This window comes from Phenylobacterium montanum, assembly GCF_018135625.1.
Taxonomy (GTDB): domain Bacteria; phylum Pseudomonadota; class Alphaproteobacteria; order Caulobacterales; family Caulobacteraceae; genus Poindextera; species Poindextera montana.
The window spans coordinates 3,273,759-3,286,355 of sequence record NZ_CP073078.1; the positions used below are offsets into that span (position 1 = coordinate 3,273,759).

Sequence of the window (12,597 nt, forward strand, 5' to 3'; positions counted from 1 at the left end):
GGCTAAGGAGACGCCGGCGGCCGCTAATCTGAATATGCCGCCGGCCTCCGCCGTAGTATCCCTCTGCCCATGCCGAACCCCATCTTCGCCAACCTGCCCACCACCGTGTTCGAGGAGATGTCGGGCCTGGCCCGCGAGCTCGGAGCCGTGAACCTCGGCCAGGGCTTCCCCGACGATCCCGGCCCCGAGGCCGTGCGGCGCAAGGCGGCCGAGCAGGTGCTGGATGGCTACAACCAGTATCCGCCCATGGCCGGCCTGCCGGCGCTGCGCGAGGCGGTGGCGAACCACTACGCCCGCAGCCAGGGCCTCGATCTCGACTGGAAGGGCGAGGTCACCGTCACCTCCGGCGCCACCGAGGCCATCGCCGCCAGCCTCCTGGCCCTGATCCGGCCCGGCGACGAGGTGGTGCTGTTCCAGCCGCTCTATGACAGCTACCTGCCGATCGTGCGCCTGGCAGGCGGCGTGCCGCGCCTGGCCAATCTGAAGCCGCCGCACTGGCGCATCGACCGGGCCATGCTGGAGGGCGTGTTCAGCGAGAAGACCCGCGTCGTGATGCTCAACACCCCGCTGAACCCCGCCGCCGTGGTGTTGCCGGACGAGGATCTGGCCCTCCTGGCCGAGTTTTGCGTGCGCCACGACGCCGTCGCCGTCTGTGACGAGGTCTGGGAGCAGGTGGTGTTCGCCCCCCACGTCCACCGCTCGCTGATGACGTTTCCGGGGATGCGCGAGCGCGCGGTCAAGATCGGCTCGGCGGGCAAGATGTTCGGCCTGACCGGCTGGAAGGTGGGCTTCATCTGCGCCGCCCCGCCGCTGACGGCGGTGATCGCCAAGGCCCACCAGTTCCTGACCTTCACCACCCCGCCGAACCTGCAGGCCGCCGTCGCCTGGGGCCTCGACAACGCCGGCGATTGGTTCGAGACCATGCCGGCGGGCCTCATGGCCTCGCGCGACCGCCTGGCCGAGGGCCTGAAGCGCGAAGGCTTCGCCACCCTGGCCAGCCAGGGCACCTATTTCCTCAACATCGACCTGCCGGCCTCCGGCGTCGACCTCGGCGACCGCGACTTCTGCCTGCGCGCGGTGAAGGAGGCCGGCGTGGCGGCGATCCCGGTCTCGGCCTTCTACGAACAGGCGCCGGTGACCACGATCATGCGCCTCTGCTTTTCCAAGGCCGACGCCACCCTGGACGAGGGAATCCGGCGCCTCGCCAAGGCGCGGGAGATCGTGCGACGCGGCTAGCCGGCCCCGAACCGCCCCGGCGTCACCCCGAACTGCTTTTTGAACGCGGCGATGAAGGCGCTGGGGCTCTCGTAGCCGCAGTCGAGGGCGGCGCTCGTTACCGGTGTTCCGGCGCCGAGCGCGGCCGCGGCTGCGATCAGGCGGGCCTTCTGGCGAAAAGCTTCCAGGGTCAGGCCGGTCTCGGCGCGGAACAGCCGCTGGAGAGTGCGTAAGGAGGCGCCGGCGGTGTGGGCGAGGCCTGCCAGGTCGCTGCGATCATCGGGCGCCGCCTGCAGTCGCTCGGCCACCGTCCGGGCCCGCGGGTCGCGCGGCAGGGGCAGGGCGAGGTCGAGCGGCGGCGCCTCGCGCATCAGGTCGATCAAAAGGCCCGCCAGCCGGTCGTGCGGCGGCTGGCCCGGGTCCAGCATGCCGATCTTCAGGATATGCAGGATCACCTCGCGCAGCAGCGGCGCTACCCCGACCACCCTCAGGTCCGGCGGCAGGGCGGCGGCGCGTTCCGGCGCGATGTAGAGGGTGCGCAGCGCCGTCTCGCCGACCATGATCAGTTCGTGGCCGGCTCCCGGCGGGACCCAGACCGCTCGCGTCGGCGGGGCGAGCCAGGCGGCCTCGTCGGTGATCACCCGGATCGCGCCCGTGGCGCCGAAGACCAGCTGGCCCCAGGGGTGGGCGTGGCGGTCCAGCCGTGCGCCGTCCCTGAAGGTCAGTGACAAGGAGCGGACATCGAAGCCGTCGCCGCTCAATCGAATACGCCAGGCTCGTACTGCATGGCGCCCACGAGGTTGCCCTCGGTGTCCTCGAAATAGATCAGCTCGCCGACCCCATCGATGCGGTAGGGCGGCATGACGATCTTGCCGCCCCGGGCCTCGACCGCGGCGATGGTGGCCTTCAGATCTTCGACCCCCAGGGTAGCCTCGTACCCCGCCATCTTCACCCCCGGCTTGATCTCGCGGCGGTGCTGCAGGGCGCCGCCGAACCCGTCGCCGGCGTTCTTCACCTGGTAGAAATCGGGCGGCCCCCAGGGTTCGAAGCGCCAGCCGAACACCGCCTCGTAGAAGCTCTTGGCGCGGGGAACGTCGTCGGCGTTGATGGCGAAATGGCGGAACCTGGCGGGCATGGCGCGCTCCTTCCTGAAGAGCGGCCATGCTGCGCCTCAGCGTGACGGCGCGCTAGCGATGGAACGCCAATGAGTGTCGCCAATGCGCAAGTCGATCAGCAGGTCGCGCCGCCGTCGACCACGATGGTCTGGCCGGTGGTCCAGGCGCCGGCGCGCGAGGCCAGGTAGATGGCCGCGCCGGCCAGATCGTCGGGCTCGCCCAGGCGGCGCAGCGGGGTGTTCTGGCTCGAGCGGATCTCGGCTTCGGGCGTATCCCACAGCGCCTTGGCGAAGTCGGTCTTCACCAGCCCCGGGGCGATGCAGTTGACCCGGATGTTGTGCGGCGACAGCTCCTGAGCCAGGTTCCGCGCCAGCTGCATGTCGGCGGCCTTGGAGATGCAGTAGGCGCCGATGATCGGCGAGCCGCGCAGGCCGCCGATCGACGAGACGATGATGATCGCCCCCTCGCGCCGCTCCTTCATCTCGGGCGCCACCATAGAGATCAGCCAGTGGTTCGAGATGATGTTGTTGTCGAGGATTTTGCGGAACTGATCGTCGGCGATGCCCTCCATCGGGCCGTAATAGGGGTTGGAGGCGGCGTTGCAGACCAGGATGTCGACCTTGCCGAACGCCTTGCGAGTCTCGTCCACCAGCCGCTGCAGGTCGGCCTTGGAGGAGATGTTGGCCGGAACGGCGATGGCGGCGGCGGGGTGCTGCTCGTTGATGGCGGCCGCGACCTCTTCGCAGGGGCCGGCCTTGCGCGAGGAGATCACCACCTTGGCCCCCTGCTCGGCCATGCGTTCGGCGATCGCCTTGCCGATGCCGCGCGACGAACCGGTGATGATGGCGACCTTGCCGGTGAGATCGAACAGGGACATTTGGCGCTCCCAAACAGTTGTTTGAATTTCGGGGCGCACCATCGTTCGACCAAGAGATCAGGTCAAGGGGATGCCGCTGCCGCTGCGGAATGAGCGCAGCAAAAGCCGCTTTCCTGCGTCAGCCGCCTCCCTTATCTGTGATCACGAACAAGTCGGGGGGATTTCATGGCCAAAAGGCATGTCGCCGCGGTCGTCGCGATCGGGCTGATCGCCGTCGCCGGCGTAGTCGCGTTTCGCACTGCGACCTTCAAATCGCCGGTGACCGTGGACCCTGCGGCGGTGAAGCTGGCGCCATCGGTCCCGATCGACAACGTGAAGGCGGCGCAGCATCTGGGCCAGGCGGTGCAGTTCCAGACCGTCACCCACCAGGACGCCAGCCAGGACCAACTGGGCGAGTGGGAAAAGCTGCACCAGTGGCTACAGGCGACCTATCCCGCTGCGCACAAGGTCATGACCCGCGACATCGTCGGCGGCCGCACCCTGATCTACACTTGGCCCGGCTCGGACCCGACGGCCCAGCCGATCGTGCTGATGGCCCACCAGGACGTGGTGCCGGTGGCCGAGGGGACCGAGAAGGCCTGGCGCCATCCGCCCTTCTCCGGCGCGGTGGCCGAGGGCGCGGTCTGGGGCCGCGGCTCGATCGACGACAAGGGCTCGCTGGTGGCCCTGTTCGAGGCCGCCGACGCCCTTGCGGCCCAGGGCTTCAAACCTCGGCGGACCATCTATTTCGTCTCCGGCCAGGACGAGGAGTTCGGCGGGACCGGCGCCCGCGCCGCGGCGGCCTGGCTGAAGGCCAAGGGGGTCAAGGCCCTGTTCGTGATCGACGAAGGCTCGGTGGTGATCGCCGACAACCCCCTGACCCACGGCAAGGCGGCGCTGATCGGGGTGGCGGAGAAGGGCTACGCCACTCTGCGCGTCACCGCCCACGGGGCCGGCGGCCATTCCTCGACCCCGCCCAAGGACACGGCGGTGACCACACTGGCCCGCGCCCTGACCGCTATCGCCGACCACCCCTTCCCCGAGCGGCTGGACGGGCCGGCGGCCGAGATGCTGGGCGGCCTGGCGGCGCACGGCTCGGGCGGGATCAAGGTGGCGGTGGCCAATGAGTGGCTGTTCAAGCCGCTGCTGATCAAGGGCTTCGCCGCCAGCCCGGCAGGCGCGGCCATGCTCCACACCACCATCGCCCCGACCATGCTGGAAGGCTCGCCCAAGGAGAACGTGCTGCCCGAGGCCGCCATCGCCCGGATCAACTACCGCATCGCCCCCGGCGACACCCCCGATACGGTGATGGCGCGGGCGAAAGAGGCTGTCGGCGCCCTGAAGGTAGACCTGGCCTGGGAAGGAGCCCCGCGCCCGCCCTCGCCGGTCTCGTCGACGAAGTCGGAGGGCTGGAAGCTGGTCGCCGCGGCGGCCGCCGAATCCTCGCATGCGCCGGTGGCCCCGTCCCTGGTCATCGCCGGCACCGACAGCCGCTCGCTGAGCGAGGTGGCCGACGACGTCTATCGCTTTCAGCCGATCGTCTTGTCGCTGAACGGGACCGAGATGATCCACGGCACCAACGAGCACATGACCCTGGAGAACCTGGCCCTGATGACCGACTTCTACGCCCGCCTGATGGCGACGGCGGCGCGCTAGGGCCTATAAGCTCCCGCCGCCTGTCTCACCCTTCGCTCGCCAGCCGCGCCTCGATCGCGGCCAGGCGGGCCTCGATCGCGGCCAGCCGCTTCTCCAGCGCGCTCTGACCCGGCGCACGGGTCGAGACCCCGGCGCGGGTGGCCACCTCGCCGGCCGGCTCGCCCAGAAGCTCGGCGAAGGCGGCGACCTCGGCGGCGCTGAGTTCGCGCTGGTCCTTGAACGCCAGGGCCAGGTCCGGCTCGCTGATCCGCGCGGCGGCGGCCAGGGCGGCGCGGGTCAGGCCGCGGTCGGCCAGCCGGGCGTCGAACCATTCGATGTCGAAAAACAGGGCCACCGCCGCTCAACCCCCGAACTGGCGCAAGTCTTGCTTAACCATGAGCAACGCCGCTCCCGCCAGGGTCAATGCTCATGTCCGCCATCGCCTTCCGCTCCTTCGACGTCCTGGTGGTGGCGATCCTGCTCTCGGTCCTGATCTGAAGCGGCCGAACAACTCCCAACACCGCTCTGCCCGGCGAATGCCGGGATCCAGATCGTATGGCGCCGAAGCGGCGATGACGACCAGGAGGGCCTTTTCCAAATTACGCCGAACTATGATCTGGGTCCCGGCATTCGCCGGGAAGAGCGGATTTCAAAGATCGTCCTGATCTAGCCGTCGCCGCGGCGCTCGGCCGCCAGGGTGATCAGGAAGCCGGCCAGCACGTCCAGGAACACCATCAAGGTGATCAGGAAGAAGGTCGAGGTGGCGAAGGCCGGGAAGATCAGAAACTCGACCAGGCAGCCGATGAACAGCACGATCGACAGCGAGTGGTTGATCACCGCCATGTGCCGGCTCGCGGCCGATTTCAAAAGCTCGACGAACAGCACCACCAGCGCCCCGGCCACGAAAAGGTCGCCAAGGTTCAGCGGCCAGTCGACCCGCGAGGCCATCGGTACGCCCACGATCTCGCCCGCCAGCCTTTGGGCGATATCGCGCGCATGCAGGCCGCCCATCGCCATGGCCATCAGGTTGTAGGCCAGCACAGGCAGGATCATCAGCGGCAGGGCTGCGAACATTTCCCCTCCGGTTCGGCGCCGCGGCCAGAGGTAAGGCCATTCGCGCCGATAGGCAAAACTCGCCGAGTCGGAACCGCGGGGCGGCTTTGAATATTCTCTTGCCGGAATATTGCCAATTGGGCATATAAGACGCCATGCTCGCTGTCCTCACCGCCCTCGCCGACCCGACCCGCCTGAAGGTGGTGGAGATGCTGGCCGGCGGCGAGCGGTCGGCGGGCGAGATCGAGCGGGCCTTGGGCATCAATCAGCCGGCCGCGTCCAAGCACTTGAAGAGCCTGCGACTTGCAGGGCTGGTGGCCGTGCGCAAGGACGCCCAGCGCCGGCTCTATCGGCTGCAGCCAGAGCCCCTGGCCGAGTTGGACGCCTGGCTCTCCCTCTATCGCCCGTTCTGGAGCGACAAGCTCGACGCCCTCGAACGCCATCTGGACCAGGAGTGCTGATATGGTCATGCCCTTGCCATCCGCCTTTCGCCGCCGGGACGGCGCGGCCGAGTTCGAGCTGGTGCGCCACCTGCGCCAGCCGGTGGACAAGGTCTGGGCCGCCCTGACCACGCCCCAACGCCTGGCCGCGTGGATGGGGGTCGAGTGGCTGTCGGGCGATGCGCCGCTCAAGCGGGGCGCCGACTTCTCCTATCGATTCCTGAACTCGGATCTCGAGAGCCGGGGCAAGGTGCTGCGCTTGGAGCCGCCGCACGTCCTGGAGCACAGCTGGTTCGAGAATGTCGCCCCGGGCACGGTGATCCGCTGGGCCGTGGAGCCGGACGGGGACGGCTGTCGCCTTACCCTGACCCACCGCTTCGGCCAGGTCGATGACGCCCCGCGCACCGCCGCGGGCTGGACCTCGATCCTGGAACAGCTGGCCGTGGCGCTGGAGGAGCCGGGCGCGGTTCTCCCGGCCGGCATGGACGATTGGCGGCGCCTGCGCGACACCTACGCCGCCGCCTTGCCGCCCGAGGCGACCCGCGACGGGCGCAGGCTCGAGGTTGGCGGCCTTCCCGCCCTGCGCTTCGAGCGGCGCATCCGCCGGCCGGCGCAAGCCGTCTGGGAGGCCCTGACCACGCCCGAAGGCATAGCCCGCTGGATGCAGGCCGAGGCGATCGTCGAGCCCCGCGTCGGCGGCTGCTATCGCCTGGCCTTCCATGACTTCGACCACGTGATGGAGGGCGCTGTCACCGCCTGGGACCCGCCCAGGGCCTTCGAATACACCTGGACCGAAGCCCAGGCCGGCGGCGACTCCCTGGTGCGGGTGACCCTGGAGCCGGACGGCGAGGGTTGCCGCCTGGTGCTGCTGCACACCCTGAAAGCCGGCGGCGAGATGGCCGACTTCGCCTCCGGCTGGCACTGGCACCTGGACTGCCTGGACGACGCGGCGGAGGGCGTGGCCAGCCGCTTCGACCGGGCGCGGTGGGAGGTGCTGCGGGCGGCGTATGGGATGACGCTTTAGTGGACTGGTTTTTCCGAGCGTCACCAGGCAGCGGCGCTTGAACAGTGAAGCTTGAGAGAGCACTTGTTTCGGCCCGGAACCGAGGAAAGGCCGATGAAGCCGAACCGAAGCTTGGCGCTGGCGTTGGACAACGCCTATGCCGCGTTCGCTTCCTATCCCCCGCCGATTGAGCTGGAAGCGGCGCCGACGCGTGACCCCAAGGCTATTCTGGCGAGCCTGAGCGCGGCGCCACTCCGACATCTGGCTGGCGAGCAGATTGGTCCCTATGCCGGCTGGGCGATGACCACAGTGGGGACCGTGCTTGACTACAAACACTTCCTGCCCCGGATCCTTGAGCAGGCGGTGATGAACAATGTCTGGATGGGAACCGAGCCGACAATCATCGCCCAACGACTCGAGATGGCCAGTTGGCGGGCCTGGCCGCAGGAGGAGCAGGAGGCGGTAGAGAGCGTATTCCAAGCATCTTGGTCTTGGGCGCGCCAACTCAATCCTGAAGATGGAGGCGATGCGGCCTCATGGTTCTGCGGTCTCGCTGTTCTCGGGCTGGATGTTCAGGCGGCGATATCGGATTGGCTAACGCCACCTCCGCCCGAACCTGGCCTACAGTTGGCGCTTCTCGTCCAAGACGCTTCCGGGTTGCTCAGCCGACTGGACGAGGAACTCGGCTATTGGAGCTACGTCAGCGAGGCAACGCGCGAGATCGTCATTAACTGGCTGCTGAGCGAGCCTGTCCGAGCCAGCATCGAAGCTAGCCTTGAGATGGTCGAAGACTTTGACCGTTTGTCCGTGCAATCGGCTCTGAAAACGCTGGACGATATCGTCCGGCGAACAACGCGGCACTGACGCCGGCCCCTTAGACCTCCTCCGCCGCCCCCGGGTTTCTCGCGCGTGAGTTCAGCCACATCACGCCGAACAGGTCCGGCAACGACGCGAAAAGGCGGCCGAGGTTGGTGTATTTCGAGGCGCCGGTGGTGCGGGGGCGGTGGCCGACCGGCTCGAAGTCGAGGATGTAGCCCTCGCGCAGGAACAGGGCGGGCAGGAAGCGGTGCTGGTGGTCGAAGAAGGGCAGGCGCAGATAGGCCTCGCGGCGGAAGGCCTTCAGCCCGCAGCCGGTGTCGGCCGCACCGTCCTTCAGCAGCAGGTCGCGCACGCCATTGCCGAATCTGGAGGCCCATTTCTTGGCCAGGCTGTCCTGGCGGGCCACGCGCAGGCCGCCGATCATGGCCAAGTTCGGCGGGCCTTCGCGCAGGCGGCGGGCCAGGCGCGGGGCGTCGGCCGGGTCGTTCTGGCCGTCGCCGTCCAGGGTGATCACGATCGGCGCCGCAGCGGCCATCACCCCGCTGCGGACGGCGCGGCTCTGGCCGGCGTTCCTGGCGTGAGTGATGACGCGCAATGCCGGCAGGTGCTCTTTCAGCGCGGTCAGCCGCAGGCGGGTGGCGTCGGTGGAGGCGTCATCGACGAACAGAATCTCGACCGCTTCGCCAGCGAAGGCGGCGGCGATCTCCTGCGCCAGGGTCTCGGCGGCGCCCTCTTCGTTGAACACCGGCACGACTACGGAAAATTCAGGGAGCATCGGCCTCGTCGTCTTGTTCAGCAGGCTTCCAGCGCGAACGCCGGTGACCTTGGCTGCGGGATATCGTATCGACCGGGCTGAAGGTCAAAGCCTGAGTCAAGGGAAATCAGACCACCGATGTTCGACGCCGCCCGACTAGACGCCTGGACCCGCGGTTGGCAGGGCCCACTGCTCGCGGCGCTGGTGGCCCTGGCGGCGGCCCTGCCGGGCGCCCTGGCCCTGCCGACCATGGACCGGGACGAGGCCCGCTTCGCCCAGGCCACCGCCCAGATGCTGGAGACCGGCGACTTCGTCGACATCCGCTACCAGGACGCCCCGCGCGACAAGAAGCCGGTCGGCATCCACTGGCTGCAGGCGGCCAGCGTCGGCGTCTTGTCCTCGGCCGAGGCGCGGCAGATCTTTTTCTACCGTATCCCCTCACTGCTGGGCGCCATGCTGGCGGCGGCGGCCTGCGCCTGGGGCGCCGCCGCCTGGTTCGGCTCGGCGCGAGGCTTTGCGGCCGGCGGCATCCTGGGCGCGTGCTTCATCCTGGCCACCGAGGGGGGCCTGGCCAAGACCGACGCGGTTCTGTGCGGCTCGACCACCCTTGCCCTGGCGGCCCTGGGGCGGATCTACGCTGAATCGCAAGGGACCCCGGGCGTCTCCACCGGCTGGCGTACGCGGCTCCTCTTCTGGGCCGGCATGGCCGTGGCCGTGATCGACAAGGGGCCGATCGGGCCGATGGTGGCGCTGCTCACGGGCCTGTCGCTGTGGGCGGTGGATCGCCGTGCGCCCTGGGCCCGGCGGATGTCCTGGGCCTGGGGCCTGATCCTGGTTCTGGCGGTGGCCGGGCCGTGGGCGGTGGCGATCAGCGTCAAGACCGACGGCGCCTTCTGGGGCCGCGCCATCGGCGGCGACGTGGCCCCCAAGCTGCGCGGCGGCCAGGAGGGACACGGCGCCTTCTTCGGCTATCACGCCCTGTTCGCCCTGCTCTTGACCTTCCCCTTCACCGCGCTCTTGCCCGCCACGCTGCTGGGCGGCTGGCATGCGCGCAAGGAGCCGGCGGTGCGCTTCGCCCTCTGCTGGCTGATCCCCGCCTGGCTGGTGTTCGAGCTGACCCCGACCAAGCTGCCGCACTACACCCTGCCGACCTATGGCGCCCTGGCCTGGCTGGCGGTCGCCGCCCTGGACCGGACCATCGCCGGCCCGAGCCGCTGGATCGGCCTGGGCCTCAGCCTGTTCGCCGGCCTGTTGCTGGCGGGCGGCGCCGGTTATCTGCAGAGCCGTTTCGGGTCGGGCGCGACCCTGCCCTGGACCCTGATCGTGGCGATCCTGGCGATCGGGGCCGCCGTCGCCGGCGCAGCCGTGCTGCTGAGGCCCGCACGCCGCTGGGGATTGCTGGCCGCGGCCGGTGTCCTGGGCCTGTCCGCCCACGCCGCCCTGGCCGCCGGAGTCCTGGCCCAGGCCGGGCCGTTCTGGCTGTCGCAGCGCATCGCCGCCATGCTCGACCAGGCGCACATGAACCCGCGCGAGGGCCTCACCCCAGGCCCGGTCACGGTGGTCGGCTACGCCGAGCCCAGCCTGGTCTTCGCCCTGGGCACCGAGACCGAACTGGGCGACGCCGGCGACGGAGCCGAGGCCATTTCCGAAGGCCGCCCCGTGGTCGTGGAAAAGCGCGCCGAACAGGGCTTCATCGAGGAGCTGGCCGCCGACCGTCTGAAGGCCAGCCCGGTCGCCCAGACCAAGGGGTTCGACTATTCCAACGGCAAGAGCGATACCGTCATCCTCTATCGCTCCGACAGTCCGCCGCCCGCGACGCCGCTGGCCCCGCCCCCTGCGCCGCCGGCCGCCCCGCCCGCGGCGGACGACAGCAAGGGTTCGAACTGAGTCATGAGCCGCTTCATCGAGATCGTCGAGGTCGGCCCGCGCGACGGGCTGCAGAACGAGGCCCGGCCGCTGGAGGTCGAGGAGAAGGTCGAGTTCATCAACCGGCTGGAGGCCTGCGGGATCAAGCGGGTCGAGGCGGTCTCGTTCGTCAATCCGCGCCGCGTGCCGCAGATGGCCGGAGCCGAGGAGGTGATGGCCGCCCTGCCCACGAGCGACACACGCCGTATCGGCCTGGTGCTCAATCGCCGCGGCTGGGACCGGGCGGTGGAGAGCCGCTGCGACGAGGCCAATGTCGTGGTCTGCGCCTCGGACGGGTTCGGCGTCCGTAACCAGGGTGCGCCGGTGAAGGACCAGGTGGCGGCCATGGCCGAGATCGCCGCCCTGCGCCAGCATGGCGGCGGGCCCGAGCTGTCCCTGACCATCTCTGTGGCCTTCGGCTGCCCGTTCGACGGCGAGGTCAGCGAGGAGCAGGTGGCCGCCATCGCCTTCGAGGCCGCCGCCTGCGGCATAGGCGAGATCGCCCTGGGCGACACCATCGGCGTGGCCGACCCCTGGACCGTGCGCCGGCGCATCGAGGCGGTGCGCAAGGTCGCGCCGGACGCCAGGATCCGCATGCACTTCCACAACACCCGCAACACCGGCCTGGCCAACGCCTATGCCAGCGTCGAGGCGGGCGTGGACGTGCTGGACGCCAGCTGCGGCGGCATCGGCGGCTGCCCCTTCGCCCCCGCGGCCACCGGCAACATCGCCACCGAGGACCTGGTCTACATGCTGAGCCGCGCCGGCTTCGAGACCGGCCTTGACCTCGGCGGCCTGATCCAGACCGGCAAGTGGATCGGCGAGCGCCTGGGCAAGGACGCCCCCTCGGCCCTGACCCGCGCTGGGGTGTTCCCGCCGCAATCGTAAAACCTGATTAACCGGAATCGCCCCACCTGCGCCATGATCTGCGGGCATAGGCCCCGACTTCCCATCCGGAGCGTCAATGTGCTCGACCTGAACCGGCCCCGTTGGCCGTCCGTCCTTGTGTTGCTCGCGGGCCTCGCCCTGTGCGCGGCCGGGCCGGCGCGCGCCATGCACCTGGGCGGGATCAAGCACATGATCAACGGGGCCGAGGCGGCGCACCCCAACGCCCTCTGGCATGTCGTCCACGACCTTTGCACCCGCGACGTGCGGCTGAGCGGCGATCCGGCCCCCTGCGCCAAGGTCGACCTGCGCGGCGGCTATGCGGTGCTGAAGGACGTCGAGCGACACAGCCAGTACCTGCTGCTGCCCACCGCCCGGGTCACCGGCATCGAGAGCCCCGCCCTGCTGGCGCCGGGCTCGCCAAATTATTGGCAGGCGGCCTGGGCCAATCGCAGCCTAGTGGAAAAGGACATCGGCCATCCCGTGCCGCGCGACGCCATCGGCATGGCGGTCAATTCCTATGCCGGCCGCACCCAGAACCAGCTGCATATCCACATCGACTGCGTGAGCGTGCAGGCCCAGAAGGCCCTGGCCGGCAAGCTGGACAGCCTCGGCCCGCACTGGACCACCTTGAGGGTCTGGGAAAACGGCGCGACCTATCGCGTGCGCTGGATCGCCGGCAGCGACCCTGGCGCGGCCGATCCGTTCAAACTGGTGGCCCACGCGGACCCCAAGGCCCGGGCCGACATGGGCCGCATGTCGATCGCCCTGATCCCCGCCACGCGCCGCGACGGGACGCCCGGCTTCGTGTTGCTGGCCGACCGCTCGGACGACGCCCACGAGGCCGTCGCCGAGGAGTTGCTGGATCACCGCTGCCACGTGCTGTCGGGCCCCGGCGGGGTCTGAGCCTCCCGGCA

The 12,597-nt window shown here is 69.5% G+C and carries 14 protein-coding genes; 8 read left to right on the forward strand and 6 right to left on the reverse strand.

All coding sequences use genetic code 11. The annotated features are described in order from the left end of the window. Window positions 1–69: 69 nt before the first annotated feature. Window positions 70–1,236, forward strand: a complete 1,167-nt coding sequence (locus KCG34_RS14655) for an aminotransferase (RefSeq protein ID WP_211936390.1) — start codon at window positions 70–72, stop codon at window positions 1,234–1,236. On the opposite strand, the gene KCG34_RS14660 is transcribed toward KCG34_RS14655, so the two are convergent. The 3 genes from KCG34_RS14660 to KCG34_RS14670 form a co-directional block, all read right to left on the reverse strand. Then, on the reverse strand, window positions 1,233–1,976 hold the full coding sequence (locus KCG34_RS14660; protein ID WP_211936391.1) for an AraC family transcriptional regulator: 744 nt from the start codon (window positions 1,974–1,976) through the stop codon (window positions 1,233–1,235). The genes KCG34_RS14655 and KCG34_RS14660 overlap by 4 nt on opposite strands. Continuing rightward, window positions 1,973–2,350: a VOC family protein gene (locus KCG34_RS14665; RefSeq protein WP_211936392.1), complete on the reverse strand. Its 378-nt coding sequence runs from the start codon at window positions 2,348–2,350 to the stop codon at window positions 1,973–1,975. The genes KCG34_RS14660 and KCG34_RS14665 overlap by 4 nt, the downstream gene beginning before the upstream one ends. Before the next feature lie 95 nt (window positions 2,351–2,445). Beyond that, complete coding sequence (locus KCG34_RS14670) at window positions 2,446–3,207, reverse strand: SDR family oxidoreductase (protein WP_211936393.1); 762 nt, start codon at window positions 3,205–3,207, stop codon at window positions 2,446–2,448. A 165-nt stretch (window positions 3,208–3,372) separates the two neighbouring features. Between KCG34_RS14670 and KCG34_RS14675 the strand changes: the two genes are divergently transcribed. After that, window positions 3,373–4,842: a M20 family peptidase gene (locus tag KCG34_RS14675; protein ID WP_211936394.1), complete on the forward strand. Its 1,470-nt coding sequence runs from the start codon at window positions 3,373–3,375 to the stop codon at window positions 4,840–4,842. Between the two features lie 25 nt (window positions 4,843–4,867). On the opposite strand, the gene KCG34_RS14680 is transcribed toward KCG34_RS14675, so the two are convergent. Then, window positions 4,868–5,176: a DNA-binding protein gene (locus KCG34_RS14680; protein ID WP_211936395.1), complete on the reverse strand. Its 309-nt coding sequence runs from the start codon at window positions 5,174–5,176 to the stop codon at window positions 4,868–4,870. 311 nt (window positions 5,177–5,487) lie between these two features. Next, complete coding sequence (locus KCG34_RS14685) at window positions 5,488–5,895, reverse strand: hypothetical protein (RefSeq protein WP_211936396.1); 408 nt, start codon at window positions 5,893–5,895, stop codon at window positions 5,488–5,490. 134 nt (window positions 5,896–6,029) lie between these two features. Between KCG34_RS14685 and KCG34_RS14690 the strand changes: the two genes are divergently transcribed. The 3 genes from KCG34_RS14690 to KCG34_RS14700 all read left to right on the forward strand — a co-directional run bounded on the left by KCG34_RS14690 (window position 6,030) and on the right by KCG34_RS14700 (window position 8,181). Beyond that, on the forward strand, window positions 6,030–6,335 hold the full coding sequence (locus tag KCG34_RS14690; protein ID WP_211936397.1) for an ArsR/SmtB family transcription factor: 306 nt from the start codon (window positions 6,030–6,032) through the stop codon (window positions 6,333–6,335). A 1-nt stretch (window position 6,336) separates the two neighbouring features. Next, window positions 6,337–7,338, forward strand: a complete 1,002-nt coding sequence (locus tag KCG34_RS14695; protein ID WP_211936398.1) for an SRPBCC domain-containing protein — start codon at window positions 6,337–6,339, stop codon at window positions 7,336–7,338. Window positions 7,339–7,431: 93 nt separating this feature from the next. Beyond that, on the forward strand, window positions 7,432–8,181 hold the full coding sequence (locus tag KCG34_RS14700) for a hypothetical protein (RefSeq protein WP_211936399.1): 750 nt from the start codon (window positions 7,432–7,434) through the stop codon (window positions 8,179–8,181). Window positions 8,182–8,191: 10 nt separating this feature from the next. Here the strand turns inward: KCG34_RS14700 and KCG34_RS14705 are convergent, their stop codons facing one another. Then, a complete protein-coding gene (locus KCG34_RS14705) occupies window positions 8,192–8,911 on the reverse strand; it encodes a glycosyltransferase family 2 protein (protein ID WP_211936400.1) in 720 nt (239 codons plus the stop codon). Between the two features lie 117 nt (window positions 8,912–9,028). On the opposite strand from KCG34_RS14705, the gene KCG34_RS14710 reads away from it, so the two are divergent. The 3 genes from KCG34_RS14710 to KCG34_RS14720 all read left to right on the forward strand — a co-directional run bounded on the left by KCG34_RS14710 (window position 9,029) and on the right by KCG34_RS14720 (window position 12,586). Then, a complete protein-coding gene (locus tag KCG34_RS14710) occupies window positions 9,029–10,777 on the forward strand; it encodes an ArnT family glycosyltransferase (protein ID WP_249138031.1) in 1,749 nt (582 codons plus the stop codon). Between the two features lie 3 nt (window positions 10,778–10,780). Further along, window positions 10,781–11,683: a hydroxymethylglutaryl-CoA lyase gene (locus KCG34_RS14715; RefSeq protein WP_211936401.1), complete on the forward strand. Its 903-nt coding sequence runs from the start codon at window positions 10,781–10,783 to the stop codon at window positions 11,681–11,683. 78 nt (window positions 11,684–11,761) lie between these two features. After that, window positions 11,762–12,586 (forward strand): CDP-diacylglycerol diphosphatase, encoded by an 825-nt coding sequence (locus KCG34_RS14720; RefSeq protein ID WP_211936402.1) that lies wholly within the window; start codon window positions 11,762–11,764, stop codon window positions 12,584–12,586. Window positions 12,587–12,597 lie beyond the last annotated feature (11 nt).

Coding starts and splice junctions, on each gene's coding strand:
- KCG34_RS14655 (WP_211936390.1), top strand. CDS start 70: ATGCCGAACCCCATCTTCGCCAACCTGCCCACCACCGTGTTCGAGGAG.
- KCG34_RS14715 (WP_211936401.1), top strand. CDS start 10,781: ATGAGCCGCTTCATCGAGATCGTCGAGGTCGGCCCGCGCGACGGGCTG.
- KCG34_RS14670 (WP_211936393.1), bottom strand. CDS start 3,207: ATGTCCCTGTTCGATCTCACCGGCAAGGTCGCCATCATCACCGGTTCG.
- KCG34_RS14665 (WP_211936392.1), bottom strand. CDS start 2,350: ATGCCCGCCAGGTTCCGCCATTTCGCCATCAACGCCGACGACGTTCCC.
- KCG34_RS14685 (WP_211936396.1), bottom strand. CDS start 5,895: ATGTTCGCAGCCCTGCCGCTGATGATCCTGCCTGTGCTGGCCTACAAC.
- KCG34_RS14690 (WP_211936397.1), top strand. CDS start 6,030: ATGCTCGCTGTCCTCACCGCCCTCGCCGACCCGACCCGCCTGAAGGTG.
- KCG34_RS14710 (WP_249138031.1), top strand. CDS start 9,029: ATGTTCGACGCCGCCCGACTAGACGCCTGGACCCGCGGTTGGCAGGGC.
- KCG34_RS14695 (WP_211936398.1), top strand. CDS start 6,337: ATGGTCATGCCCTTGCCATCCGCCTTTCGCCGCCGGGACGGCGCGGCC.
- KCG34_RS14700 (WP_211936399.1), top strand. CDS start 7,432: ATGAAGCCGAACCGAAGCTTGGCGCTGGCGTTGGACAACGCCTATGCC.
- KCG34_RS14705 (WP_211936400.1), bottom strand. CDS start 8,911: ATGCTCCCTGAATTTTCCGTAGTCGTGCCGGTGTTCAACGAAGAGGGC.
- KCG34_RS14675 (WP_211936394.1), top strand. CDS start 3,373: ATGGCCAAAAGGCATGTCGCCGCGGTCGTCGCGATCGGGCTGATCGCC.